Genomic DNA, 25,339 nt, shown 5'->3' with positions numbered 1-25,339 from the left:
TCGTGCAGGTGTTTTCATTGCCAATTACACGTGTGCACTGCTGTTGACGATCCGCAGGCACAGGGCCTCGTAAGGGTCCAGATTCACCAGCAATCGCCCATCCTCGGTCAGATCGCCTTCGACCGTTTCATTGATCATGTCCACGACCGTCCCGGGCGTGAACCCGGTCAGCTGCAGCTCCTCGGCAATCGCTGCCTGGCCAAAGTTCAGTGCGCTGATCTGGATACCGCGCCCGGCGGGCAGTTCGTGCACCATCACCAGCAAGCCTGGGCTGCTGACCTCAGGCACCAGCACCTGGCGGCTGGTAGCAATGCCGTAAGCCTGCCGCACGGCCAGCAGCTTCTTCACCTTGGAAGCAAATGAATCACCACTTTCCAGCTGGCTGTCGAGGCTGCCATACAGTGCTCGGGCCCGCGGCATGCCACGTACCGATACCTCGGCCTGTGGGTCGAGCCCGGCCAGGTCGTAACCGCCCCGGTGAATCCAGCGGGTATCGCCATCCAGCATCCGCTGCGCGACCGCTTCGGCGGGCAAGGGCAGGGCGCCGACGAGGTCCCAGCCAGACAACGCGACCACCCCTGGCTGCATGGCGTTGTACATGACCAGCAGCAGGTGCACTTTCTGGATCAGCTCGATGTCCGCTGCACCGATCTGCTCAAGGTCGCGGATGCCCAGCGCTGCGGTGATCAGGCTGGCCGTGGTACAGGCGATGCCGTTGGTCACGAAGCGCAGGTTGTAGGGCGCGTGCTCGCCCGAGAGCCGTTCGTAGATCTCTTCGCGGACATGTTCACGCAGGATGCTGCCGGGCAAGGTCTGGCCCTTGTACAGGTACATGTCGTGGGCGTGCAGGGTCCAGAAGTGCACCAGTTCCACGGTCAGCTCGTCGTGGTTTTGAAGGGCATGGATCAACGAGGCCGGGTCGATGCCGAAGGCGTGCATTTCCTTGAGCATCAGGCGCAGGAACTCGGTGTCACCGGTCAGCAGCGCATGCTGATAGGCCGGCCGGGTGATGAAGTCGTAGGACAGGTCGGCCCCGCCCTTGGACATCTGCGCGATGTCGTCCAGGGTCAGGTTCAGTTCCTGGAAGCTGAAGCCGCCCGCCTTGCGGATCATGCCGCCGATCAACTGGTTGCCGACGATCGACAGGGGGTGGCTTTCCGACCAGGCGGTGCCGCTGGCCCGTGTTTCCACGCCCAGGAAGCCGTTGGCGTCCAGGCGCAGGCCGCGTGCGCCCAGGCAGTCCAGAGCGTGCAGGGCATCGCCAATAATCATTTGCTGGGCGGCGAAGGTTGGGTCCAGCCAGTTCAGCGAGGGTTGGCCGTCCTTGAAGTAGTGCAGGTATACCCAGCGACGGGTTTTGCCATCGACACCGGTAACGGGCGGCGTGACGCTCCAGTCGGTTTCCTTTACACCGGGCTCGAAGAAGATCACCCGTTGCAACTGGCCGACGATGTAATGGCGGGCTTTGAGCTCGTCGCACTGGGCCGGCAGCAGGTTGACCGAATCGCGGCCGTTGGGCACCTCAGGCAGTACGGGCCAGTCTTCTTCGCGGATTTCCACCATGTGGTACAGCCCCGGGTAAGGCCCGTGGGCCATCTCGGCCAAGCGGAAGTCGGCGCCTTTGCCGGTGTGCGAGGGGATCAGGTCGTCAATGGTCACGGCATTGTGTGCGGCGGCCATGCGGCTCATCTGCACCAGCTCCTGTTCGCTGCCGTACAGCGGGTCGATGTCGAAGCTGATGCGGTCGAAGTTACCGTCCACGCTGGGGGTGAGCTCGCGGCCACGGATGCCGCCGGACAACTTGATCGGGCCAGTGTGCAGGCCCTGGATGCCGATCTCCGACAGGCGCTTCCACAGCGCTTCGTGGGCCAGCGCGCCGAGCACGGAGCAGTCTTGCGGTGCGATGATGGCGTCGGGGTAGACGGTCAACCAGACCGAGGCGATTTCGGTCGCGCGGCGGGGCTGGGCTTCGGCGTAGGGCTGCTGCCACAGGCGCGACTGGCCTGAATACAGGCTTGCGCGCTCCTGGGAAGCCTTGAGCATGGCGCGGTCTTCGAGCCATTTGACGTATGACGGGTCGGGCTGGGTCATTTCGCGTCCTCTTTGCGTGTCGGCACCGGCTCAGGTTATGACGGCATTGCAGCCTGATCGTTCGGCTTGGGCCTGTGATGGCCTCTTCGCGGGTAAACCCGCTCCCACAGGTACTGCACTGGCCAATGGTGCGGCGCGATCCCTGTGGGAGCAATTGTCTTGCCCAAACTTTGAAAACCTCTGCGGTTCACTGTGGGAGCGGGCGTGCCCGCGAACACCGGCGCAGCCGGTGCCATCCACCGCGCTGGATTCTTCGCGGGCATGCCCGCTCCCACAGGTACTGTGCAGGCTTCAGGCTTATGCGATACCTGTGGGAGCGGGTTCACCCGCGAAGGGGCCGGGCCTGCCAAGACACAATCAACGCCGGGCAGACAGCTGCTGCGGCGCCAGAAACGCATCATGGAAGTAATTACGCACGGCCTGCATCGCCGGGCTGAACGCCCGCTCACGGTGCCAGGCCAGCCCTACGCTCATGGGTGTCACCGGGTCGCTGATGGTCACCGTCTCGATGCGTTTGCCCTCCAGCGACCAGGGCCTGTGCACCAGGTCTGACAGGATCGCCACGCCACTGCCATTGGCGACCATGCTGCGCACGGCTTCCACCGAACTGGTCCGCACCCGCACGCTCGGGCGCTGCCTGGCCTGCTCCCAATAACGCATGGCGCTTTGCTCGGCCTCGTCTACGGTCAGCAGGATGAACGGTTCGCAGGCCACATCGGCCAGGCTCACTGCCGAACGCTCGCACAGCGGGTGGTGGCCGGGCAGCCACAGCCGGCGCTCGGAGTTGAACAGTGTTTCCGAGACGATGTCGGGGTGGGTGAGGTTGGCCGTAAGCACAACCGCCATGTCGAAACGCCCCTCCAGCAAGCCTTGCTCGATGGCGCTGCGCTCCTGCTCGTACAGCTCCAGGGTCACATCCGGGTGCCAGTGTTCCAGGCGTTGCAGGTGGTGTGGCAGGAAGTAGCCGATCACCGTATAGCTTGCCGCCAGGCGCAGCAGGCCGCTGGCGCGCACGTTCGGCAGCGGGCTGTTGAGCGCATCGTCGACACTGCGCAGGATCACGTAGGCGCGGTTGAGGAAGTGCCGGCCGGCCTCGGTCAGGCTCATGCCCTGGGCCGAGCGCTGGAACAGCAGCACGCCAAGCATGGCTTCCAGTTCCTTGATTGCCGTGGTCACCGCCGATTGGGAGATGTTCAGGTGGATGGCTGCCTGGGAAATCTGGCCGATCTCTGCGGTGGCAACGAAGTAGCGGACCTGGCGCAGGGTCAGTGACACGGTTGGCTCCTGGGGTATCTGATTTTCCGAAGACACCCTATCTGTTTATAGATCTTCCCAAGGGGTTAGGGAGAATCTAACGTGGCTGGCATGCAGTCACAAGCACCAGGAGAGACAGTCATGCAGGTGGTGGATTTCAATTCGGACATGGGTGAGGGCTTTGGTCCGTGGACCATTGGCGACGGCGTCGACAACGAGCTGATGGGCTACATAAGCACGGCCAACATCGCCACGGGCTTTCATGCCGGCGACCCCGGCACCATGCGCCGCACCGTCGAGCGGGCCAAGGCCCTGGGCGTAGCGGTGGGTGCGCACCCGGGTTTTCGTGACCTTGTCGGTTTTGGCCGCCGGCATATCAACGCACCAGCCCAGGAACTGGTCGACGACATGCTCTACCAGCTGGGTGCACTGCGTGAAATTGCCCGTGCCCAAGGGGTACGCTTGCAGCACATCAAGCCGCACGGTGCGCTGTACATGCACCTGGCGCGTGACGAAGAAGCTGCCCGCCTGCTGGTGGAAAACCTGCGGGTAATCGAGCCGGAGTTGCTGCTGTACTGCATGCCGGGCTCGGTGATCTGTCGTATTGCCCAGGACCTTGGCCAGCCGGTGGTTCGCGAGTTCTACGCCGACCGTGAGTACGACCTGAGCGGCTCGATCGTGTTCACCCGCAATGTGCGGGGCCATGAGCCCAACGCGGTCGCCGAGCGCGTGTTGCGGGCATGCCAGCAGGGCCTGGTGCGCACGGTCGAGGGGCAGGACCTGGCCATCGAATTCGATTCCATCTGCCTGCACAGTGACACCCCCGGCGCGCTTGACCTGGTCGAGGCCACGCGCAGGGCGCTGGACGCGGCCGGTATTGTGGTGCGTGCGCCACGCTGAGCCCGTGAGGCATCCGGCTGGCACAAGCCGGAGCCCGTGTATTTTGTTTTCGCCTGCCTTTCTATAAAGATTCCAAGAAAAGGAACAGTCATGGCCGAACCGCTTGCTATAACCCCGATCCGCTACAGCTTCGGCGCCGACGAGCACCTGTTTGCCGAAGTCAGCGACAGCATGTCGCTGGAAGCCTTCTTCAAGGGCATGGCCGTCACCCGTGCGGTGGAGCGGCTGGCGCTGGATGGCGTGCTGGACGTGTGCCTGGCCAATGCCTCGTTCCAGATCCGCTTTGACCCCGACCGCATCGCGCCGCAGGCGCTGCTTGAAGCGGTGCAAGGTGCCGAGGCCGAGGCTGTGGCCGAGCGCTCGTTGCAGACGCGGATCATCGAGATCCCGGTGCTGTACAACGACCCCTGGACCCATGAAACCCTGATGCGTTTCCGTGACCGCCACCAGGACCCGGCCAGCACCGACCTGGAATATGCGGCGCGCATCAACGGGCTGGCCGACGTCGACGCCTTCATCGCCGCCCACAGTGGTGCGCCCTGGTTCGTGTCGATGGTCGGTTTCGTGGCCGGCCTGCCGTTCATGTTCCAGATGGTCGAGCGCCAGCGACAGTTGCAGGTGCCTAAATACCTGCGACCGCGTACCGACACGCCCAAGCTCACCCTGGGTCATGGCGGTTGCTTCGGTTGCATCTACTCGGTGCGCGGGGCAGGGGGCTACCAGATGTTCGGCGTCACCCCGGCACCGATCTACGACCCTCAGCAAACGCTGAACTACCTGAAGGCGCACATGGTGTTCTTCCGCCCGGGTGACATCGTGCAGTTCAAGCCCATTGATCGCAGGGCTTACGACCAGGCAGTGGCAGATGTAGAGGAGGGCCGCTTCGACCTGCGTATTCGCCCGGTCGAGTTCTCCCTGGACGCCTTCCTTGCCGACCCGGTCGGTTACCCCAAGTCGCTGCAGGAGGTGCTGGCATGATCAAGGTACTCAAACCCGGCCTGGCCACCTCGGTGCAGGACCTGGGCCGTGAAGGCTACTACCACCTGGGCATTCCGCCGTCCGGTGCACTCGACCAGTACGCCCTGCGCGCGGCCAACCACCTGGTGGGCAACCCGGCCGGCGCAGCAGCCCTTGAGTGTGCGCTGGTGGGGCCGGAACTGGAGTTCCAGCAGGATGTGCTGGTGGCGGTCTGCGGTGCACAGATGCCCGCTTTGCTGGATGGCCGCGAGCAGCGCCCGGACACGGCATTTGCCGTGCGTGCCGGGCAGGTGTTGCGCTTCGGCTTCCCCACGGCGGGCGCCCGTGCGTACCTGGCCGTGGCCGGCGGCATTGATGTACCTGAGGTGCTCGGCAGCCGCTCCACCTACGCGCTGGGGGCATTGGGCGGGTTCCAGGGGCGCAAGTTGATGGCTGGCGACTTGCTGCCGGTCGGTGTACCCAGCGGCAAGACCCGCGCCGGCGCAAGCCTGCCCATGGCCCTGCGCCAGGCCTTGGGTGGCGAGGTGGTGGTGCGGGTGGTGCCGGGGCTGTACTTCCATCGCCTGACCGAAGCCGCAGCGCAAAGCTTCTTCACCCAGGCCTGGACAGTCGGCTCCGAAGCGGACCGTATCGGTTACCGCTACAAAGGCGGCAGCGCCTTGAGCTTCCAGCCGCGGGAGCAACCGTTCGGTGCCGGCTCGGACCCGTCGAACATCGTCGACAGCTGCTATCCGATCGGTTCGATCCAGGTGCCGGCGGGGCTGGAGCCGATCATCCTGCACCGTGATGCGGTGTCGGGCGGCGGCTACGCCATGATCGGCACGGTGATCAGCGCCGACCTCGACCTGATCGGCCAGATGCAGCCCAACCAGCAGGCAAGGTTCCTGGCGGTGAGCCTGGAGCAGGCGCTGGAGGCGCGGCGGTCGTACAAGAAGAAACTGGCCTGCCTGGCCAGGCTCTTTGGCTGAGCGCCACGCGCTTCTGGATGGGTTGTGCGATCCCTGCAGGAGCGGGTAAACCCGCTTCTACAGGGCGCTATCCTTTAGCAAGATGTTGCCAGGGAAATGTTTGGAAACTTGAAGTAGAGAAGGATCCTACAAGCATTTGGGAAGCCCCAGACTCCTTGGAGAATTGATTCCCCGATAGTGTTCATGTCTTCAGTTTGCTCGAAGACAAGGACCACTTCATGCCCGGCCCATCCCATCTGCCTCCGGTAAAACCCGACGGCGCTGTCGATGCCCATGACGTTTCAGAACGCAGCGTCTACGCGATGCTCGAAGTGCCGGAGGGTACCGATTCACCCTATCCGGCTGACCAGGGGCAGCGAGCAGGTGACCCGGATTTAGAAGGTTACCCCGCCGACCCGGAGTTCCAGCTGCGTGGCGGCTTCGGATGGAAGGTGGCTGGGCTTCGACCTACCTGATCGACCAGTCCAAGACCCGTCTGGAGCGCCTGGGCTTCTTCAAGGAAGTCAACGTCGAGACCCCGCCGGTGCCAGGTACTGACGACCAGGTCGACGTCAACTACAGCGTCGAAGAGCAAGCCTCCGGCTCGATCACCGCCAGCGTCGGTTTCGCCCAGAGCGCCGGCCTGATCCTCGGTGGTTCGATCAGCCAGAGCAACTTCCTGGGTACCGGTAACAAGGTGTCCATCGGGCTGACCCGCAGCGAATACCAGACCAAGTACAACTTCGGCTTCGTGGACCCCTACTTCACCGCCGATGGCGTCAGCCTGGGCTACAACCTGTTCTACAACACCACCGACTACAGCGACTACTACGACGATGGCGTTTCGTACTATGCGATCAACAGCTACGGCGCCGGGGTCAGCTTTGGCTACCCGATCAACGAAACCTCACGCCTGACCTACGGCCTGACCCTACAGCACGACGACATTTCGCCGGGTACCTACAGCGCCGACGAGATCTACGACTTCATCTCCCGTGAGGGCAAGAGTTTCAACAACCTCAAGGCCTCGATCGGCTGGTCGGAATCCACCCTCAACAAAGGCGTGCTGGCCACCCGAGGCCACTCGCAAAGCCTGACCCTGATGGCCACAACCCCTGGCAGCGACCTGTCGTTCTACAAACTGGACTACAACGGCCAGGCCTTCCTGCCGGTGACCAACAACACCTCGCTGCGCCTGCACACCAGCCTGGGCTACGGCAACGGCTACGGGTCCACCGACGGCTTGCCGTTCTATGAAAGCTACACCGCAGGTGGCCAGGGCTCGGTACGCGGGTTCAAGGACGGCACCCTCGGCCCGCGCAATACCCCGGCCACCGGTACCTACGCCAGCGCCGGCCAGGCTTATTACTCCGACCGCGACACTGATGTGCTGGGGGGCAACATTCTGGTGACCGGCGGTGCCGAATACATTTTCCCGTTGCCGTTCGTGAAGGACCAGAGCCAGCTGCGCAGTTCGTTGTTCGTGGACGCCGGCAACGTATATGCCGACACCTGCTACCTCTCGACCACCCAGGGCTGCGGCAGCGTCGACCTGGCGCAGTTGGCCGTGTCGCTGGGGGTTGGCGTGACCTGGTACAGCCCGATGGGGCCACTGAGCTTCAGCCTGGCAGCGCCGTTGAAAAAGCCGGACAACGCCGAGACCCAGATCTTCCAGTTCTCGCTGGGGCAAACCTTCTGATACCCGCAACGCACCAGCCATGCACGGCCCTTGTAGGAGCGGCCTTGTGTCGCGATGGGCTGCGCAGCAGCCCCAGGATTTCAGCATCACGGCAACAACTTACGGGGCTGCTGCGCAGCCCATCGCGACACAAGGCCGCTCCTACAGGGACCGCGTAGGGCCTGTTTGAGTATTACCCGCTTTTACCCCCGCTTAACCCAAGTTGACAGTCACCTTGCCTAAGCTGGCCAACACTCGAACCCGCCCCGCAGGACACACCCATGCCTCCCTTCACCCCTTGTTTCCCCACCACACTGCGCCACGATGAAGTACCGGTCGCGCTGCTCGACCTGGTCCAGCAGCGCCTGGCAAACCTGCTCGGCCCACGCTTCACCGTGGTGCTGGGCGGCAGTGGCAATGGCGCCGGGGTCAGTCACTACCACCTGGCAATCCAGCACAACCAGAGCGGTGTTTCGCTTGAGGACTACGGCGACGTCGGCGCCGGTTTCATCGAGCGCCTGCTGCGCATGGGTACCCAGGTCAGGGACATGCTCGACTCAGCCACGTTCAACCGGATGGCCGGCGACGACCCGGGCCGACCACTGGTATGGCTCAGCGAGCTGGTCAGCCCCGGGGAAAGCATTACAATGCGCGCCCCAATCTGAAATATGTTTTTCCCATGAAATCACTGCTTTACGCCATAACCTTAGTGTTTTCCTTCACCCTCCCTGCCTTCGCCAACCCGCCAGCGACGTTCACCGAGGCCAAGGTGGTGGCCAAGCAGAAGGTGTACCTGGACCAGGCCAACAGTGCCGTGGGTGACCTGTACTGCGGCTGCAAGTGGACCTGGGTGGGCAAGTCCGGCGGGCGCATCGATGCCGCTTCTTGCGGCTACCAGACGCGCAAACAACAGAACCGCGCCGAGCGCACCGAGTGGGAACACATCGTGCCCGCCTACACCTTCGGCAACCAGCGCCAGTGCTGGAAGAACGGCGGCCGCGAGCATTGCGTGGACAACGACCCGGTGTTCCGCGCCATGGAAGCCGACCTGTTCAACCTCTACCCGGCCGTGGGCGAGGTCAACGGTGACCGCAGCAACTTCAACTACGGCATGGTCGCTGGCAATGCCGGCGAGTATGGCCAGTGCACCACCAAGGTCGATTTCGCCCAGCGCGCCGCCGAACCGCGCGATGAAGTCAAAGGCCTGGTGGCCCGCACCACGTTCTACATGTTCGACCGTTACCAGCTGAGCATGTCGCGCCAGCAGCAACAGCTGCTGATGGCCTGGGACAAACAGCACCCGGTGTCGGCCTGGGAGAAAGAGCGTGACCGGCGCATTGCCGCGATCATGGGGCACGCCAACCCGTTCGTAAGCGGGGAACGCAAGTGGACGGCCGACTACAAGCCGGTTGGCAGTGGCGTTGTTCAGGCAGTGCCAGCGAAAGCCGCCAAGGCAGAGGCAAAGCCGAGCCTGGCCAGTGCCGCGTCAGTCGGGGCCGTGCTTGGCAACCGCAACAGCCACGTCTATCACCTGTCAGTTGGCTGCCCGGGCTACAACCAGGTTGCAGCGAAGAACCAGGTGAGTTTTGCTACCGAAGGTGAAGCGCAGGCAGCGGGCTATCGCAAGGCAGGTAACTGCCGTTAACCTTTTTCAAAGGCTGTGCCGCCCCTGTGGGAGCGGGTTCACCCGCGAACACCGGCACAGCCGGTGCCATCCACCGTGTCGCCTGTTTCGCGGGTGAACCCGCTCCCACACTTTGGACGGGCGTCAGCCGTTGACCAGGTTCACCGGCCGCTCGCCGGCCAGCGCGCTGAGCAGGTTCTCGACCGCGCAACGCGCCATGGCCTGGCGAGTTTCCTCGGTCGCCGAGCCGATATGCGGGGTCGCTACCACGTTATCGAGCTGCAACAGCGGCGAGTCTACTGGTAGCGGCTCCTGCACAAACACATCCAGCCCCGCGCCACGTATGCGCCTGGCCCGCAGCGCTTCGACCAGCGCCTGCTCATCCACCACGCGCCCGCGTGAGATGTTCACCAGGATCGCCTCAGGCCTCATCAGTGCCAGTTCCCGTTCACCGATCAGGCCTTCGGTGCTGGCGCTCAGCGGCACGGTCAGGCAAACGAAATCCGCCTGCTGCACCAACTCCTCCAGGCTGCACTGGCGTGCCCCATGGCGCGCCTCCACCTCGGGCTTGGCGCGCTGGCTGTGGTACAGCACGCGCATACCAAAGCCGGCTGCCGCGCGCCGGGCCAAGGCCTCACCGATGCGGCCCATGCCAACGATGCCTAACGTCTTGCCATGCACATCACAGCCAAAATGCGCCGGCCCCAGGTTGGCCTGCCAATGGCCGTCACGCACCCAGTTCGCCAGCTCCACCACCCGCCTGGCGGTAGCCAGAATCAAGGCAAAGCCGGTGTCGGCCGTGGTTTCGGTGAGCACGTCTGGCGTGTTGGTGAGCATCACGCCACGCCGGCTGAGTTCGGCAATATCGTAGTTGTCCACGCCTACCGAAACGCTGGACACCACTTCCAGCTGCGGCGCCAGGTCGAGCAGGCTGGCATCCAGGCGCAGGCTGGCCCCCAGCAACCCATGCGCCCCCGGCAACGCATCGCGCAGGCGGGCAAGGCCGTCGGGCTGGGTGGTATCAACCCAGGTCACTTCAACGCGCTCTTGCAGGCGTGCCATCAATTCGTCGGACAGGCGTTTGTACAGGACGATTCGCTTCTTCATTGCAGGTTTCCTAAGGGTTCATGGCCAGCCGCGAGCTATCGCGCTTGGCCCGGCCAGACGTCTGGGATGTATTGAGTGCGGCGGTAAGTGCCACTGCGGTCAGCAGCGCGCCGCACATGAACAGGTAAGAGGCCCCGGGCCCGCCCGTAGCGCCATTCAGGTAGCCCACCAGCCACGAGCCGCCGAACGAACCCAGTGCGCCCATGCTGTTGATCATCGCCATGGCCCCGCCAGCGACGTTGGCCGGCAGGATCTCGGGCACGATCGCGAAGAACGGGCCATAGGGTGCGTACATGCAGGCGCCGGCGAGCACCAGCAACGCGTACGACAGCCAGAAATGCTCAGTGCCCAGGGCGTACGAGCCGTAGAACGCCACAGCGGCAATCAACAGTGGCGGCCAGACGAAGCGCTTGCGCTTTTGCAGGCAGTCGGACGCCCAGGACACACCCACCATCGCCAGCACTGCCGCCAGGTAAGGCACCGAGGCCAGCCAGCCGGCCTGCACGATATCGACATTCGCGGCCTGCTTGAGAATCGACGGCAGCCACAGCACGAAGCCATACACGCCAATGCTCCAGCAGAAGTACTGCAGCGCCAGGATGATCACCTGCGGCGAGCGGAATGCCTCGCGATAGTTCTTCACGGGCTTGATACCCTGTTGCTCGGCGGCCAGCGCGTGTGCCAGGGCGGCCTTTTCCTGATCGCTCAGCCACTTCACCTGGGCCGGGCGATCATCCACCAGGCGCCACCAGAAGAACGCCCAGATCACGGCAGGCAGGCCTTCGATGATGAACATCCAGCGCCAGTCGTAATGCTTGATCAGGTACCCCGACACCACCGACATCCACAGGATGGTCACCGGGTTGCCGAGCATCAGGAAGGTATTGGCGCGTGAGCGCTCGGCACGGGTGAACCAATGGCACAGGTACACCAGCATGGCCGGCATCACCGCAGCCTCCACCACCCCGAGCAGGAAGCGGATACCGATCAGCATATAGACATTGCTGACCATGCCTGTGAGCGTGGCAAGGCCGCCCCAGAGGATCAGGCAAACGAAGATCAGCTTCTTCACGCTGCGCTTTTCGGCGTAGATGGCGCCGGGCACCTGGAAGAAGAAGTAACCGAGGAAGAACAGCGCGCCCAACAGCGAAGACAGCGCGGGGGTGATGTGCAGGTCTTCGGCCATGCCGGAGGCGGCGGCGAAGCCGTAATTGGCGCGGTCCAGGTACGCCAGGCTGTAGGTGACGAACACAATCGGGATGATGTACCACCAGCGGCGAGGTGCCAGGCTTTGGCTTTGCATGGTTTGGTTCTCCTGAGCTTGTTGTTTTTTTTGCAACAGGTGATTCGGGGTTGGCTGGCTCACGCGCTTCTGCGCAGGTCGTAGGCCTCCAGCTCGTGGCGCAACGGCAGCCCTTCCATGTCGCCGCGCGACTGCACGGCGCGGCTGCCGCACCAGTTGCCACGCGTCACTGCCTCAGGCACGGCGCGGCCCTCCAGCAACGCGCTGAGCACGCCGACGGCAAAGGCATCACCCGCACCGACGGTGTCCACCACTCGGCTGACCGGCACGGGGGCTACCTGCCCTTCGCCCTTGGCGCTGCGGAAGTAGGCGCCGGCACCGCCCAGCTTGATCACCACCAGCTCCACCCCTTGATCGAGGTAGAACGCGGCGATGTCCGCCGGGGTATGCTGGCCGGTCAGCAACCGCCCCTCTTCCAGGCCCGGTAAAACCCAGTCGGCCTTGGCCGCCAGGGCATTGATTTCGCGCACCATGCTGTTGTTATCAGGCCATAACGAGGGGCGCAGGTTGGGGTCGAACGATATGCTGCGCCCGGCTGCGCGCATGGCGTCTACCAACGCGTGGGACAGCGCACGGCAGCTGTCGGACAGCGCCAGCGGGATGCCGGTGGCGTGCAGGTGGCGAGCCTGCAGGCAGGCAGGGTTCAGCAGTGCGGGCGACAGCCTGCTGGCTGCCGAACCGCGGCGAAAGTATTCCACTGCCGGGTCGCTGCCATCATCGCAACGCGCCTTGAGCTGAAAACCCGTCGGGTAACTGGTATCCACCTCGACACCGGAACAGTCCAGGCCTTCGCGGCCCAAGCTGTCGAGCACGAAACGGCCCAGCGAATCGTCGCCTACCCGGCTCAGCCAGCGCACCTTGAAGCCCAGGCGTGCCAAGCCGATGGCCACGTTGCTGTCCGCACCGGCGATGCGTTTGCCGAACAGGCCGACACTGGCCAGGTCACCTGTTTGCTCGGCGACGAACATGGCCATGGTCTCGCCGAAGCACAGCACGTCATGCTCATGCATGGGCCACCTCCTCCCCCGCGCCCAATGCCGACAGGCTACGCACCTGGGCACGGGTCAGCGCCAGCAGATCATTGCCAACCAAGGGGTATTCGACGGCGCGCACCACGCCGGGCGCGAACTCGGCCATCAGCGCTGCCCACGCCTGCAGGTCCGCCGTTTGGGGCGGTATGGCAACCAGGCGGCCATCGGCCCGACGCTGCACAGCCTTGCAATGCACATAGCGCACCCAGCGGCCCAGTTGCCGTGCGGCTTGCCGCGCCGGTTCGCCCTGCCACTGCCAGTTGCCGATGTCGAAGGTCATGCCCAGGCGCAGCCCAAGCGTGTCGGCACGCTGGAAGAACTGCAGCAGCGGTTCGATCCTGCCACCTTGTGCGGTCTGGTCGTTTTCCACCAGCAGCAGCGGCCCATGTGCAGGCAGCAGCGCCGCCAGGGCCGTCACATCGCAGTGCGCATCGAAGTGCCCCAGGGAAACCTTCAGCGCCACCGCGCCAAGCGCGCGGGCGGTTTCCAGCTTCTGGACCAGTTGTGGATCGGGCACGCCTTGCGCGGTCCACAGTTCAAGGGGTGTCGAGTACAAGCACTCCAGGCGCAGTGCGGCAATGACCGCACCGAGTGCAGCCGCGTCCGGGGCGCTGGCGAACAATTCTTCGCGCAATTCCACTCGGCTGACGCCAGCGGCTGCCAGCATGTCCAGGAACTGCTCCTGGCCGCGTTGCCGCACAAAGTCGGCGCCGTAGCTTGAGAGGCTGATGGAAACGGGGTTCGGGTGCATTGTTTTTATCCTTATGAAACCGGTTTCATTTTTAATCGGCAGCAGCAGGCGCAGGCCTGCCGTTGCTTACTGGGGTTGGGTTGAACCGCGGATGATCAGGTTGGCCTTGAAGTCGATGCGCCGGGCGGCCCCGTTGTCGCCGCGCAGGCGACCGAGCAGGCTTTCGAATGCCGCCACACCGATACGCTCCGTGGGTTGGGCCAGTGCAGTGATGCCTTTGCCGACCAAGGGGTACCAGTCGAGGTCGTCGAGGGCGATCAGCCCAACGTCGGTGAACAGGTTGCACCCGGCCTCGTGCAGGGCCCGGGTCACCGCCAGGGTGGCAACGCCGTTGAAGGTGAAGATGGCTTGCGGGCCATGGCCACTGCGGGCAAGAAACGTAGCCAGCTGGCCCTGCAGCCCGGCGCTGATTTCCAGCACCTGCTGGCGCATGCCGGGGCGACGGCTGACCGACGCGCCGAATGCCTGCACCCGTTCCAGGCGTGAGCTGGTGCCATCAAGGGGTTCGCTGACCGCCAGGATGTCGCGGTAGCCCTGAGCCTGCAGGTGGTCAAGGGCCTGCTCGACTGCGTCGGTATTGTCCAGGCCGACAAGGTCGACATTCAGCTCGGGCAATTGGCGGTCGACCAGCACCATGGGGATGTCACGCTGCAGGTTCAGCAGTTCGCCAGGGTGATGGCCGAGCGTGTTCACGATCAACCCTTCGACGTTGTAGCTCTGCAGGGCCACCAGGTGGTGACGCTCCTGCTCATCGTCGCGGTTGGTGTTGCACACCACCAGGCTGTAACCGTGCTGACGGCAGGCGGTTTCCACGCCATGCATCACGGCCACTGAATAGGGGTTGAGAATATCGGCCACCAGCATGCCGATCAGTCGCGTCTGGCCGCGCTTGAGGCCGCGGGCCATCTGGTTGGGGCGGTAGCCGAGGCGTTCGATGACCTCTGCCAGGCGCTTGGCCGTGGCTTCGGCCAGCAATTGGCGATCGCCACCGATGAAACGGGAGACGGTGGCTTTGGAAACGCCAGCGACACGCGCTACTTCGCTGATGGTGACCCGTTCGCGGGCATGGGCAGGCGCGTCGGTCATGGGCTGTCCTTATGATTATTGTGATAGCGATGAAACCGGTTTCAATACAGCAAAACTGCGAGCATCCGTCAACATGCCGTTGGTCAGGATCAACTGAATAAATCTAAGTAATTACCTGAATAATATCTAATAGGTTACTGATTAATTTGAATTAAAGGCTAGCCCTGTGGGAGCGGGCATGCCCGCGAAAAAGCCACCGAAGTGGATGGCACCGGCTACGCCGGTGTTCGCGGGCTAGCCCGCTCCCACAGAGTCCCTGCTAGAGCAATCAGTATTTTTACAGCTAAGGAAGCCGCAGTCAGCGCAGCGACTTCACATCACTGGCAGAGACCTCACTGCCCTGGTTGCCCCAACTGCTCCTGATGAAGTTCACCACCTCGGCAACCTCCTGGTCACTCAGGCGCCAGCCGAATGCCGGCATGGTGAAGTTCGACGGCGCGGCGTGCGTCGCCGGCACCGTGCCCCCTGCCAGCACCACGTGGATCAGCGACGTGGCATCTGCGGTCTGTACCACCGGGTTGCCAGCCAGGGCCGGGAACACGCGGGTGTAGCCCTGGCCATCGGTACGGTGGCAGGCCGCGCAATTGTCGATGTACACCGCCGCCCCGGGCTTGCTGTCATCACCCTTCCACAGTGCATCCGCCACCTGCTTGTCGTAGACGTGAGGCTGGTCATTCGGGTTGCTCGGCGGCAGGGTCTTCAGGTAACGGGCGATAGCGGTGAGGTCGGCATCGCTCATGTGCTGCATGCTGTGCTCCACCACATCGCTCATGCCACCGAACACGGCGCTGCGATCGCTACGCCCGGTCTTCAAAAACTGCACCAGCTGTGCTTCGCTCCAGCTGCCCAGGCCGTCCTTGTAGTCGCCACGCAGGTTTTTCGCAATCCAGCCTTCCAGCGGTGCGCTGCCGGCAAGGAACTGCTCGCCCTCTGCAGGGCTCAGGGCCTTTTCCTGCATGGTCAGCGCCCGCGGCGTATGGCAAGCGCCACAGTGCCCAAGGCCCTCGACCAGGTACGCGCCACGGTTCACCACCGGGTCGGCTACCGCCGATGCCTGCCAGGGCTTGGCCTCTGGCGCAAACAGACCACGCCAGATTGCCAGCGGCCAACGCATGCTCAGCGGCCAGGGAATGTCAGTGGCCTTGTCCGCCTGCTCGACCGGCGCCACGCCTTTCATGAAGTAGGCGTACAGCGCCTGCATGTCCTGCTCGCTGACCCGCGCATACGACGGGTATGGCATGGCCGGGTACAAGGTGCTCCCATCCTTGCCAATGCCCTTGCGCACCGCCTGGTCGAAGTCTTCGAAGCTGTAATTGCCGATGCCGCTGGCCGCCGGGGTGATGTTGGTGGAGTACACCGTGCCGATTGGCGTTTCCATCGGCAGGCCGCCGGCAAAGGGCTTGCCGCCCTTGGCGGTATGGCAGGCCACACAGTCACCGGCGCGGGCCAGGTACTCGCCCTGGCGCACCTGCGCATCCTCATTTGCTACGGCCTGTGTGGCCGCGGTGGCACCCAGCAGCAGGGTTGCGATCAACATTGTCTTCATGCTCATCGCTCCTCAGGCCTGAACCAGCGGGCCAGGGTTTTTCAGGTACTGCTCGCGAATGGCGCGTGCCGACCAATAGGTCAGCGCGGCCAGCAGCCCGGTCGGGTTGTAACCCAGCCCCTGCGGGAACGCCGAAGCCCCCGGCACGAACACGTTATGGACGTCCCAGCTTTGCAGGTAGCGGTTCAGTGCACTGGTCTTGGGGTCGGTGCCCATGATCGCACCGCCATTCAGGTGGGTGGTCTGGTAGCTGGCGGTGTTGAAGTGATCCTTGACCTGCTTGCCCAGCACGGCAATGGCCTTGGGGTTCATCGCCTGAGCGATCTTGCTCAGCTTGTCGACCATGAACTGGTTCATCTTGATGTCGTTTTCCTGCCAGTCGAAGGTCATGCGCAACAGCGGCTGGCCGTAGGCGTCACGGTAGGTGGGGTCCAGGTCCAGGTAATTGGCACGGTAGGACTGGTGGGCGCCGTGGGCGTCCATCGACACCTGGTGGGTGTAGTAGTCGGCCGTGGCTTTCTTCCAGGCACTGCCCCAGGCCGGCGTACCCGGCGGGTTGGAAGTGCCGGCAATCGGCCGGCTGCCGGCCTGGTTCACCCACATCGGCGAGCCGCCAACAAAGCCGTGGGGGCCATGGTCGAAGTTGTCGGCATTGAAATCGTCGATGGCAATGCCGTTGCCACCCGCGCCGATGAAGTTGTTGGTGTAGGTGTTTTTGTCGAAGAACGCCTTGACCGTGCCCATGTTCTGGTAGGCAAAGTTACGCCCGACCACACCTTCGTTCTTCACTGGGTCGTAAGGCTTGCCGATGCCGGAAAGCAGCATCAGGCGCACGTTGTTGAACTGGAACGCCGCCAGGATCACCAGCTCCGCCGGTTGCTCCACCTCGCGCCCCTGGGCATCGATGTAGGTCACGCCGGTGGCCTTGCGCTTGCTGTCGTCCAGGTTCACCCGCAGCACATGGGCATTGGGCCGCAACTCGAAGTTGGGCACCTGGCGCAGTGCCGGCAGAATGTTCACGTTGGGCGAGGCCTTGGAGTACATGTAGCACACGTAGCCGCTGCAGAAACCACAGAAGTTGCACGGCCCCATCTGCGCCCCGTACGGGTTGGTGTAAGGCCCGGAGGTATTTGCCGAAGGCAGGTTGTAGGGTTTGTAGCCCAGGCTGGTGGCCGCTTTTTCGAACAGCCTGGCCGACACCACGTTCTTCTGCGCGGGCAGCGGGAACGGGTTGGATCGGTCCGGCGAGTAGGGGTTGCCGCCCTTCCCTTCACCCACCACCTGGCCGTTGACGGTCCACGCCTGACCTGAGGTGCCAAAAACCTTTTCGGCAAAGTCGAAATACGGTTCCAGCTCATCGTAACTGACGCCGAAGTCCTGGATGGTCATGCCTTCAGGGATGAACTTGCGCCCGTAGCGCTCTTCGTAGTGGCTGCGCAGGCGCAACTCGACCGGGTCGACCCGGAAGTGCACGCCCGACCAGTGCAGGCCCGCGCCGCCCACACCCTTGCCCGGCAGGAAGGCACCGAGCTGGCGATTGGGCAGTGCCACGTCGTTCACGCTGTGGCGTACAGTGACGGTTTCTTTCGACACGTCGACGAACAGCTTTTTGCGCACGCTGTAGGTCAGCTCATCGATCACTTGCGGGTAGCTGCCTTCCGGGTAGGTATCCTGCATCGGCCCCCGCTCCAGGGCCACCACGTGCAGCCCGGCCTCGGTCAGTTCCTTGGCCATGATCGCGCCGGCCCAGCCGAAGCCGACGATAACCGCATCCACTTTGTTCAACACAGTCGCCATGCCTCAGGCCCTCTCGCCGCGGATCGATACAGCCGGGAACGGGTAAGGCTCGTTGCGCTCGACCCAGTCCATGAAGTCGGCGCGGGCGCCGGGGAAGCCAATCTGGGTCCAGCCAACCATGCCTTTGTTGCCGCCATGAATCGGGTCGCAGAAGAACCCTTCACGGGTGTTCTGCACCAGCAGGCTGAAGAACACCTTCGCCGGAACGGCGTCGAACACCAGCTCGCCTGCCTCGACCTTGCTGAGAATACGGTCTCGGGTAGCGCTATCTTGCGCAGCAAAAACCTGCCCGCCGTTGGCTTTGCACCAGCCGTCCACGGCAGCGATGCCCAGGCGATAGATTTGTTGCGGGCTGAGCTGCAACTGGTAGCCCAGCTCGGGCGCGGCGTCGGCGTTGAACGGGCCTTGCATGTACCACTGCGCGCCCGTCGCGTACGGGGTGTTCATCTGGCGGTCAATGAATTCGGCAGCGCCGGCTTCGAGTGCGCCGGGGCCAAGTTCATCAGCCGGGATGATGCGCGACACCGCCGCTTGTACAAACGCCCACTCTTCGGCGCTGAAGAACGTCGGTTGATAGTCGCCCGCAGGTGGCGTGGCTGGCACTTTCGGTGGCTGATGCGGTTGCGGGGCCGCAAGCAGCTGGCTGGCGCCCACGCCAAGCCCTGTGCTGGCCACGGTAACGACCGGGATAAGGGTCAAGGTCTTGCGCAGAAAATCCCTGCGCGGGTTGTCTGGGGCATGCTCAGGCATTGCGAATCCTCATCGGCTGTGCGGCGGCCTTGATAAGCGCCATCTGATTTTCTGTGGGAGGTGATCTTGATAGGCCATCAAGAAGACAGCCGAATAATCTAGCGCGTTCAGAAATGTTTTGAAACCGGTTTCATACTTGACTTCTCACTGGCTGACAGCTGTCGGGCCAAGGCTTTTTTCACATCTGCCTCACTCTTCAGCGACATCCCGCTACCTAAAGTGCCGACGCTCTTGTGTGGAGCGAGCTGACTGGAGTGGCAAACATGCTGCAAGGCGTAATCGACAAATCACCCGCCTCACGGCTTGCCCAGGTATCCCGATTGCCTTGGGGCACGGCGCTGTTGGCAGTCTTGTGCCTGCTGTTGATTATGGGCGCAGCGGCAGCCTGGGCACATGCCCGCACGGCCATCCCCAACCTGGGCAATCCCCATCACCTGCAACACAGCGGGCTCGAGGCCGCCTGGGCGAAAGGCTCGGTGATTGTGGTGCTGCGCCATGCCGAACGTTGCGACCGCTCCAGCGGTGCCTGCTTGGGTGACCCCAGCGGAATCACGGTCGCGGGCAGCCATGTGGCCGCCAATGTAGGCAACGGCCTGCAACACCTTGGCCTGGGCTCAGCCGACGTGTGGGCCAGCCCGGAAGTGCGTACCCGGCAGACCGCACACGCCATGTTTGGTAAGACCATTGCCACGCAAGGCTGGCTTAATCAGTGTGATGGCCACTTCGCCGAAAACGCCCTGGCCCTCAAGCGAAACGGCCACAACCTCGTGCTGGTCAGCCACAGCGGCTGCATGGAACAGCTGGAGCAGGCACTCGAAGTGCCTGCCAGCGCGACGTCGAACAGCTATGCCAGCGCCCTGTTCATCACCCAGCGCAGCGATGGCAAGGCGAAGCTGCTGGGCCAGATAGCGGCCAGTGAATGGCGCAAACTCGTTGATGCCCAGGAACGCTGAACATGCCCTCTCGCACCACCTTCTACCGCAATAACTTGCTGCTGCCGCTGTTGCTGGCTGCCATCGTGTTTATTGCATTCGACCTCACCGAACTCGATCGCTGGATCAGCAACCTGCTGCTCGACCCGGCCACCGGCCAGTTCCCGTTGCTGCACAACCAGTGGTTCGAGAAAGCCACCCACAAATGGCCTCGCATCCTGCCGGACTGGACCGGCGAGCTGGCAGTCATCGGCAGCCTGCTGTCGTTCATCTGGCCGCGCCTGGCCAACCGCCCTCAACTGGGCCTGACCCGGATGCTGGAAAAGGCCCGTATCGCACCGGTGCTGCGCTTTACCACCCAACACCGCCGCGACCTGCTCTTCGTGGTGGTGGCGTTCGCACTGAGCACCACCGTGATTCATTACCTGAAAAGCCATACCAGCGTGTATTGCCCTGTGGAAACCACGCTATATGGCGGCCCCCAGGCCCGGGTCGAATGGTTCGAAAACTTCTCCTTGTGGAACAAGGCCGGCGATGGCCGCTGCTGGCCGGGTGGCCACGCCTCCAGCGGGTTTACCTTGTTGGCCCTGTATTTCGTGGCCCTGCGCCACCGCTGGGCACATGCGCGCAAGTTGCTGGTGGCCATTCTGCTGATCGGGTTCGTGTACGGTACTACCCGGGTACTGCAGGGCTGGCACTATATGTCCCATACGTTCTGGGCAGGGATATTTGTCTGGTTTACAACCTGGGCAACTGCATTGTTCTTCTATGGGCGCATCGCGTTGCAGGCGCCGGAAAGCTGCCCTGCCATACGTGACTCTGCTGTACCACAGCCCTCGTAATAGAGCCACTGGCAGTAACAAAAGTTACAGCAATTCAGACAAAACCATCGAGCCCCTGCTCGTTAATAATAATTTAAGAATAACTTGAGGCGAAACTTCCTACAGATCATTAGGAAGTTTCAATCTCCCATAGACATTGATTCCTCGTTAGTCTTCAGGCTTTCGCAAAATGCTTGCGCCCGATCATATGGGAAGTCCGCAGCCATTGTGTGAGTTGACCTTCTAACTAGACGAGGATTAAGGATGTCCAAAGAGTCCGATGGCACTGAAACACGGGTGCCGGCCAAGAAAAAGCCAATCCTGCTTGAGGATATCAACGGTACCCAACAGCCTCGTACCGGTGCTGGCCCTCAACTCGCAACGGATCTATCCGGCTACCCCGCCGACCCGGAATTCCAGCTGCGCGGCGGCTTCCAAAACCTGATGCTCGACGCGGCAAGCCCGCTGTTCGGCCTGGTCATTCGCCTGCGTACCCTGGATGACCTGCCCAACATCGCCGACGTGCACAAGACCGTGCAAAACCAGGTCAGCAACATTCGCGAAGAAATCCAGCAGCACGGCTACCCCATCGCGCAGCAGGAGGTCTATTCCTATGCCCTGTGCCTGTACCTGGACGAGGCCGTGATGAGCCGCCCGTGGGGCAACAACTCGTGCTGGAGCCACGCGCCGCTGCTCAGCATCTTCCACGACGAAACCCAGGGCGGCGAGAAGATCTTCGTGCTGCTCGAACGGGTCATGCAGGCGCCCAAGGAATTCCAGGATGTGTTGGAGTTCATGTACTACTGCTTTTGCCTGGGCCTCAGGGGCAAGCACGCCCTGGACCCCAGGTGCGAAGACATCATCAACGCCCTGATTTCGCGCATGCACACGGTCATCCGCGAACTGCGTGGCCCCACGCCGGAAGAGCTGTGCGACCCCTACACCAACGTCGTTCATTGCCCCCACCGGCCGCGACGCTGGGAATGGCCCTGGTGGAGCCCGCTGGTGATCTCGGCCGTGGTACCCTGGATGACCTGCCCAACATCGCCGACGTGCACAAGACCGTGCAAAACCAGGTCAGCAACATTCGCGAAGAAATCCAGCAGCACGGCTACCCCCTCGCGCAGCAGGAAGTCTATTCCTATGCCCTGTGCCTGTACCTGGACGAGGCCGTGATGAGCCGCCCGTGGGGCAACAACTCGTGCTGGAGCCACGCGCCCCTGCTCAGCATCTTCCACGACGAAACTCAGGGCGGCGAGAAGATCTTCGTGCTGCTCGAACGGGTCATGCAGGCGCCCAAGGAATTCCAGGATGTGTTGGAGTTCCTGTACTACTGCTTTTGCCTGGGCCTCAGGGGCAAGCACGCCCTGGACCCCAAGTGCGAAGACATCATCAACGCCTTGATCTCGCGCATGCACACGGTCATCCGCGAACTGCGTGGCCCCACGCCGGAAGAGCTGTGCGACCCCTACACCAACGTCGTCCATCGCCCCCACCGCCCGCGACGCTGGGAGTGGCCCTGGTGGAGCCCGCTGGTGATCTCGGCCGTCGCCATGGTCTGCGCCTACAGCTACTACAGCTACCGCCTCGACCTGATCACCGCCGAAGTCGTGGAATCGCTCAACGCGATTCTGCAGCAGTAGCGGGGGGCGCCACATGCCTAGCCAATCCGATTTGCGCTTTACCTTCCAGCCGCTGGTTGGCCGGAGTGAATTCGAAGTGGTGTCGTTCGAGCTGGACGAAGCCATCAGCTCAACGTTCCAGCTGAAGCTGGAGCTGATCAGTTTCGAAGACGATGTCGACTTCGGCCAGCTACTCGACAAGCCGGTGCTGTTCACGATCTGGCGCGGCGAGCGCCCGCTGCGCTACGTGCACGGCCTGGTCAGCACCTTCAGCCAGGGTGAGACGGGCTTCCATCGCACCCGTTACCGCGCCCTGGTCGAACCCGTGCTGGCCCGCGCCGGGCTGCGCTCGAACTGGCGCATCTTCCAGCAGAAAACCGTGCCGCAGATTCTCGAGATCATGCTCAAGCGCCAGGGCATCACCGGCTATGAGCTGAGAAGCATCGACAAGCATGAGGTGCGAGAATTCTGCGTGCAGGCCGGTGAAACCGACCTCGACTTCATCGCCCGCCTGGCCGCCGAAGAGGGCTTCGTCTACCGCTTCGCGCACACACCGAAACTGCACAAGCTGCTCATCACCGACCGGTTGCTGGGGCTGGGGCAGATCAGCCAGGGCGCCATCAAGGTCGACGACGAGGATGAAGGCTTCTTCGAACAGGACGACATCGACCCCAACCAGGTGCTGTACCACACCAACAGCGGCGGCGACCAGGCCAGGCCGTGCCTGCGCCACCTGCGTTACAGCGAACAGGTACGTACCGCGCGCCAGGTGCAGCGCGACTACACCTTCACCCACCCGGCCTACCGCCAGGAGCAACGTGCCGACGGCAGCGACCTGAAGCACCAGTCCACCACCTACGAGCGCTTCGACTACCCCGGCCGCTACAAGCGCGGGGCGGTCGGTGCACCCTTCACCGCCACCCGCATCACCGCCTGGCGCCATGACGCCCGTATGGCCGAGGTGGAAGGCGACGATGTACGCCTGCAGCCGGGGCTGAGCTTCAGCCTGATCGAGCACCCGCGCGAAGACCTGAACATCCACTGGCGGGTAACCCGCGTGCACCACGAAGGCACCCAGTTCACCAGCCTGCAGGAAGAGGCCGCCGGGGCGCAGCACGGCACCCACTACAAGCAGGACGCCGTGCTGGTGCCCGGCAGAACCGAATGGCGCCCGGCACCGTTATCCAAGCCGCGCATCGACGGCCCGCAGATGGCGACGGTGGTGGGGCCCAAGGGCGAGGAAATCTACTGCGACCAATGGGGCCGGGTGAAGGTCAGCTTCCCCTGGGACCGGGAAAGCCAGGACAACGAGTTCAGCTCCTGCTGGGTACGTGTGTCACAAGGCTGGGCCGGCGGCAGCTGGGGCTCGATGGCCATTCCGCGCATCGGCCAGGACGTGATCATCCAGTACGTCGACGCCGACCCGGACCAGCCGATGATCACCGGGCGCACCTACTGTGGCAATCAGCTGCCGCCGTATGACCTGCCCAAGCACAAGACGCGCATGACCATCAAGAGCCAGACCCACAAGGGCAAAGGCTTCAACGAGCTGCGTTTCGAGGATGAACTGGGCCAACAAGAGGTCTTCATTCACGCAGAAAAAGACCAGAACAACGTTGTAAAGCACAACGAAACCACGCAAATCGGTAACGACCGCACTGAACGTGTCGAAAGGGACGAAACCCTTTCGATCGGTCAGGACCGCCGGGAGGATGTCGCCCGGGACGAGGCCCTCACCATAGGTCAGAACCGAGCTCACGAAATCGGCAACGATGACAGCCTGAGCATTGGTCGCACCCACACCATCACGACGGGCAAGGACCGAATCGAACAAGTAGGAAACCACCGCCAGGACACCACCAAAGCCAACCACACAGTAGAAATCGGCGGCCACCTCGAACAGGTCGTGGGCGGTCACAACACCTTGCAAACCGGCGAAGCCATCCGGCACACCACCAAGGTCTATGACATCCAGGTAAGCGAAAGCCTGACCATCAAGAGCCCGGCGGGTCTGCTGCGAATCGATGGCGCCGGTATCACGCTGGACGGCCTTGCATTGTCCTTCAAAGGGCCGGTGAACCAGCAGGCTACGGGTAGCAATCGCATCACTTCAACTGCTGGCGTACCTGAACCCGGCGAACCCATTTGCCTCAGTTGCCTGCTGAAAGCAATCGCCGACGGCCACAACATGATTCGCATGGAAGGAGCAAGCTGATGCCCAGCCCATTTGTCAGAGCAATGGTCGAGGTGCTGCGGGCTTCCGAGCGTTATCGCCTGAGCGCCATCGTGGAAATGGCAAATCTGACCCCCGAGGTGCAGGAACAGCTGACCGGGTACTACGCGGACCGCTGCTGGCCGCTGCTGCAGCAAGCCCAGTTCAGCAACCTGCGAACAGCAGGCCCCTGGTTGTTTGGTTCGCGGCCCGGGTCGGATGTCTCGGCCCAGTATGATTTTCAATGGCAACTTGAACAAGGTGCAGCGGGCGCAGTATGCGGCTGGATAGTCAGCGCCCTTCCCCCTGTCCGGCTTGCCCGGCATTTGAGCCACGCCAACATCGTCACAGGTGCTGACGGCCATTCGTACCTTTTGCGCTTCCACACCGCTGCAGCGTTGCAAGTACTGGATACGCACCGTGAACTGACAGGGGTAAGCGAATGGCTGGCGCCCATCCATCACTGGTGGTCGCCCGTTGCCCACCCGAACAAGCGTTTGTGGCAGCAGATATCCGGCGGTGACCAGCCTCAATCCTCGCACCTCCCGCCAATCACGTTAAACAACGCGTGTTGGGCCGAACTGGCGGGTGACCCACTGAGCTATCAGCTTGCCGAGTTGCTCAAGGACCAGCCGTCCTGCCCGGCCTTGCCTGCTGCTTGCCACGGCACGCGGGTTGGCTTGATCCAGCACTATCTGGATCAGGCCCGCGAGCAAGGCCTGGACCGTGAGGACGACCTGATCAGCTATGTGCTCATGCTGGCCCGCAGTGGCGAACAACTCAGCAACTCACCGACCTGGCAAGAGGCGATTGCCGCCACCCGCGAGCAGCAGTCATCCCTGATGGACAACGTGCAGCGATGCCTGCGCACCAAGGATTGAGGCAAACAACCATGGACTCACTCAGCGA

General features: G+C 63.1%; 22 protein-coding genes and 1 pseudogene. 13 read left to right on the top strand and 10 right to left on the bottom strand.

Annotated elements, in window-relative coordinates:
• Positions 1–24 precede the first annotated feature (24 nt).
• Together treS and AK81_RS01795 are read right to left on the bottom strand one after the other, a co-directional pair.
• Positions 25–2,091, bottom strand: a complete 2,067-nt coding sequence (treS, locus tag AK81_RS01800) for a maltose alpha-D-glucosyltransferase (protein WP_043196332.1) — start codon at positions 2,089–2,091, stop codon at positions 25–27.
• A 357-nt stretch (positions 2,092–2,448) separates the two neighbouring features.
• Entirely contained in the window at positions 2,449–3,366 is a 918-nt protein-coding gene (locus AK81_RS01795; RefSeq protein ID WP_043196330.1) for a LysR family transcriptional regulator, read from the bottom strand.
• Between the two features lie 120 nt (positions 3,367–3,486).
• Here AK81_RS01795 and AK81_RS01790 point away from each other — a divergent pair, with 120 nt between their 5' ends.
• From AK81_RS01790 to AK81_RS01760, 7 genes and pseudogenes are all read left to right on the top strand, one after another.
• Complete coding sequence (locus AK81_RS01790) at positions 3,487–4,245, top strand: 5-oxoprolinase subunit PxpA (protein WP_043196327.1); 759 nt, start codon at positions 3,487–3,489, stop codon at positions 4,243–4,245.
• A gap of 90 nt (positions 4,246–4,335) precedes the next feature.
• On the top strand, positions 4,336–5,223 hold the full coding sequence (locus tag AK81_RS01785) for a 5-oxoprolinase subunit B family protein (protein ID WP_043196326.1): 888 nt from the start codon (positions 4,336–4,338) through the stop codon (positions 5,221–5,223).
• On the top strand, positions 5,220–6,191 hold the full coding sequence (locus AK81_RS01780; protein ID WP_043196323.1) for a biotin-dependent carboxyltransferase family protein: 972 nt from the start codon (positions 5,220–5,222) through the stop codon (positions 6,189–6,191). The genes AK81_RS01785 and AK81_RS01780 overlap by 4 nt, the downstream gene beginning before the upstream one ends.
• 218 nt (positions 6,192–6,409) lie before the next feature.
• Positions 6,410–6,646: a hypothetical protein gene (locus AK81_RS29020; protein WP_193393741.1), complete on the top strand. Its 237-nt coding sequence runs from the start codon at positions 6,410–6,412 to the stop codon at positions 6,644–6,646.
• Positions 6,613–7,869, top strand: a pseudogene (gene bamA / locus AK81_RS01770) (outer membrane protein assembly factor BamA); the annotation flags it as partial. The gene AK81_RS29020 and the pseudogene bamA, both read left to right, overlap by 34 nt.
• Positions 7,870–8,129: 260 nt before the next feature.
• A complete protein-coding gene (locus AK81_RS01765; RefSeq protein WP_043196319.1) occupies positions 8,130–8,513 on the top strand; it encodes a hypothetical protein in 384 nt (127 codons plus the stop codon).
• Positions 8,514–8,527: 14 nt separating this feature from the next.
• A complete protein-coding gene (locus AK81_RS01760) occupies positions 8,528–9,493 on the top strand; it encodes an endonuclease (RefSeq protein ID WP_043196317.1) in 966 nt (321 codons plus the stop codon).
• A gap of 123 nt (positions 9,494–9,616) precedes the next feature.
• Here the strand turns inward: AK81_RS01760 and AK81_RS01755 are convergent, their stop codons facing one another.
• The 8 genes from AK81_RS01755 to AK81_RS01720 all read right to left on the bottom strand — a co-directional run bounded on the left by AK81_RS01755 (position 9,617) and on the right by AK81_RS01720 (position 18,843).
• Entirely contained in the window at positions 9,617–10,579 is a 963-nt protein-coding gene (locus tag AK81_RS01755) for a 2-hydroxyacid dehydrogenase (protein WP_043196315.1), read from the bottom strand.
• Positions 10,580–10,589: 10 nt separating this feature from the next.
• Complete coding sequence (locus tag AK81_RS01750; RefSeq protein WP_043196313.1) at positions 10,590–11,882, bottom strand: MFS transporter; 1,293 nt, start codon at positions 11,880–11,882, stop codon at positions 10,590–10,592.
• 59 nt (positions 11,883–11,941) lie between these two features.
• Complete coding sequence (locus AK81_RS01745; RefSeq protein WP_043196311.1) at positions 11,942–12,892, bottom strand: sugar kinase; 951 nt, start codon at positions 12,890–12,892, stop codon at positions 11,942–11,944.
• A complete protein-coding gene (locus AK81_RS01740; protein WP_043196309.1) occupies positions 12,885–13,664 on the bottom strand; it encodes a sugar phosphate isomerase/epimerase family protein in 780 nt (259 codons plus the stop codon). Before AK81_RS01740 ends, AK81_RS01745 begins: the two co-directional genes overlap by 8 nt.
• Positions 13,665–13,730: 66 nt before the next feature.
• Positions 13,731–14,750, bottom strand: a complete 1,020-nt coding sequence (ptxS, locus tag AK81_RS01735; protein ID WP_043196307.1) for a transcriptional regulator PtxS — start codon at positions 14,748–14,750, stop codon at positions 13,731–13,733.
• 298 nt (positions 14,751–15,048) lie between these two features.
• The gene (locus AK81_RS01730) at positions 15,049–16,296 is read right to left on the bottom strand and encodes a cytochrome c (RefSeq protein WP_043196304.1); all 1,248 of its coding nucleotides are present in this window, start codon (positions 16,294–16,296) and stop codon (positions 15,049–15,051) included.
• A gap of 12 nt (positions 16,297–16,308) precedes the next feature.
• Positions 16,309–18,093, bottom strand: coding sequence for a GMC family oxidoreductase (locus AK81_RS01725; protein ID WP_043196301.1), 1,785 nt, complete (start codon positions 18,091–18,093; stop codon positions 16,309–16,311).
• A 3-nt stretch (positions 18,094–18,096) separates the two neighbouring features.
• Positions 18,097–18,843 (bottom strand): gluconate 2-dehydrogenase subunit 3 family protein, encoded by a 747-nt coding sequence (locus AK81_RS01720; protein WP_043196298.1) that lies wholly within the window; start codon positions 18,841–18,843, stop codon positions 18,097–18,099.
• Positions 18,844–19,106: 263 nt separating this feature from the next.
• Here AK81_RS01720 and AK81_RS01715 point away from each other — a divergent pair, with 263 nt between their 5' ends.
• The 6 genes from AK81_RS01715 to AK81_RS01690 all read left to right on the top strand — a co-directional run bounded on the left by AK81_RS01715 (position 19,107) and on the right by AK81_RS01690 (position 25,311).
• Complete coding sequence (locus tag AK81_RS01715) at positions 19,107–19,796, top strand: histidine phosphatase family protein (RefSeq protein WP_043196297.1); 690 nt, start codon at positions 19,107–19,109, stop codon at positions 19,794–19,796.
• A gap of 2 nt (positions 19,797–19,798) precedes the next feature.
• Positions 19,799–20,617, top strand: coding sequence for a phosphatase PAP2 family protein (locus AK81_RS01710; RefSeq protein WP_043196296.1), 819 nt, complete (start codon positions 19,799–19,801; stop codon positions 20,615–20,617).
• Positions 20,618–20,860: 243 nt separating this feature from the next.
• Positions 20,861–21,772 (top strand): type IVB secretion system protein IcmH/DotU, encoded by a 912-nt coding sequence (gene icmH, locus AK81_RS27800; protein WP_241496046.1) that lies wholly within the window; start codon positions 20,861–20,863, stop codon positions 21,770–21,772.
• Entirely contained in the window at positions 21,661–22,239 is a 579-nt protein-coding gene (gene icmH / locus AK81_RS01700; protein ID WP_241496045.1) for a type IVB secretion system protein IcmH/DotU, read from the top strand. Before icmH (AK81_RS27800) ends, icmH (AK81_RS01700) begins: the two co-directional genes overlap by 112 nt.
• Positions 22,240–22,252: 13 nt before the next feature.
• Positions 22,253–24,433, top strand: a complete 2,181-nt coding sequence (locus AK81_RS01695; RefSeq protein WP_043196295.1) for a type VI secretion system Vgr family protein — start codon at positions 22,253–22,255, stop codon at positions 24,431–24,433.
• Positions 24,433–25,311 carry a DUF4123 domain-containing protein gene (locus AK81_RS01690; protein ID WP_043196294.1) on the top strand — a complete coding sequence of 293 codons (879 nt, stop codon included), beginning with the start codon at positions 24,433–24,435 and terminating at the stop codon, positions 25,309–25,311. Before AK81_RS01695 ends, AK81_RS01690 begins: the two co-directional genes overlap by 1 nt.
• The last annotated feature ends 28 nt before the right edge of the window (positions 25,312–25,339 follow it).

The sequence above is a fragment of the Pseudomonas putida W15Oct28 genome (assembly GCF_000708715.2).
In the GTDB taxonomy this organism is placed as follows: Bacteria; Pseudomonadota; Gammaproteobacteria; order Pseudomonadales; family Pseudomonadaceae; genus Aquipseudomonas; species Aquipseudomonas putida_R.
The sequence above is the reverse complement of the archived record's forward strand: the minus strand, read 5'-3'. Positions and strand labels throughout refer to the sequence as shown.

Bases quoted from the DNA above. Each gene is read 5' to 3' on its own strand.
- treS (WP_043196332.1), bottom strand. From the start codon at position 2,091: ATGACCCAGCCCGACCCGTCATACGTCAAATGGCTCGAAGACCGCGCC.
- AK81_RS01790 (WP_043196327.1), top strand. From the start codon at position 3,487: ATGCAGGTGGTGGATTTCAATTCGGACATGGGTGAGGGCTTTGGTCCG.
- AK81_RS01785 (WP_043196326.1), top strand. From the start codon at position 4,336: ATGGCCGAACCGCTTGCTATAACCCCGATCCGCTACAGCTTCGGCGCC.
- AK81_RS01780 (WP_043196323.1), top strand. From the start codon at position 5,220: ATGATCAAGGTACTCAAACCCGGCCTGGCCACCTCGGTGCAGGACCTG.
- AK81_RS29020 (WP_193393741.1), top strand. From the start codon at position 6,410: ATGCCCGGCCCATCCCATCTGCCTCCGGTAAAACCCGACGGCGCTGTC.
- AK81_RS01765 (WP_043196319.1), top strand. From the start codon at position 8,130: ATGCCTCCCTTCACCCCTTGTTTCCCCACCACACTGCGCCACGATGAA.
- AK81_RS01760 (WP_043196317.1), top strand. From the start codon at position 8,528: ATGAAATCACTGCTTTACGCCATAACCTTAGTGTTTTCCTTCACCCTC.
- AK81_RS01755 (WP_043196315.1), bottom strand. From the start codon at position 10,579: ATGAAGAAGCGAATCGTCCTGTACAAACGCCTGTCCGACGAATTGATG.
- AK81_RS01750 (WP_043196313.1), bottom strand. From the start codon at position 11,882: ATGCAAAGCCAAAGCCTGGCACCTCGCCGCTGGTGGTACATCATCCCG.
- AK81_RS01745 (WP_043196311.1), bottom strand. From the start codon at position 12,892: ATGCATGAGCATGACGTGCTGTGCTTCGGCGAGACCATGGCCATGTTC.
- AK81_RS01740 (WP_043196309.1), bottom strand. From the start codon at position 13,664: ATGCACCCGAACCCCGTTTCCATCAGCCTCTCAAGCTACGGCGCCGAC.
- ptxS (WP_043196307.1), bottom strand. From the start codon at position 14,750: ATGACCGACGCGCCTGCCCATGCCCGCGAACGGGTCACCATCAGCGAA.
- AK81_RS01730 (WP_043196304.1), bottom strand. From the start codon at position 16,296: ATGAAGACAATGTTGATCGCAACCCTGCTGCTGGGTGCCACCGCGGCC.
- AK81_RS01725 (WP_043196301.1), bottom strand. From the start codon at position 18,093: ATGGCGACTGTGTTGAACAAAGTGGATGCGGTTATCGTCGGCTTCGGC.
- AK81_RS01720 (WP_043196298.1), bottom strand. From the start codon at position 18,843: ATGCCTGAGCATGCCCCAGACAACCCGCGCAGGGATTTTCTGCGCAAG.
- AK81_RS01715 (WP_043196297.1), top strand. From the start codon at position 19,107: ATGCTGCAAGGCGTAATCGACAAATCACCCGCCTCACGGCTTGCCCAG.
- AK81_RS01710 (WP_043196296.1), top strand. From the start codon at position 19,799: ATGCCCTCTCGCACCACCTTCTACCGCAATAACTTGCTGCTGCCGCTG.
- icmH (WP_241496046.1), top strand. From the start codon at position 20,861: ATGTCCAAAGAGTCCGATGGCACTGAAACACGGGTGCCGGCCAAGAAA.
- AK81_RS01695 (WP_043196295.1), top strand. From the start codon at position 22,253: ATGCCTAGCCAATCCGATTTGCGCTTTACCTTCCAGCCGCTGGTTGGC.
- AK81_RS01690 (WP_043196294.1), top strand. From the start codon at position 24,433: ATGCCCAGCCCATTTGTCAGAGCAATGGTCGAGGTGCTGCGGGCTTCC.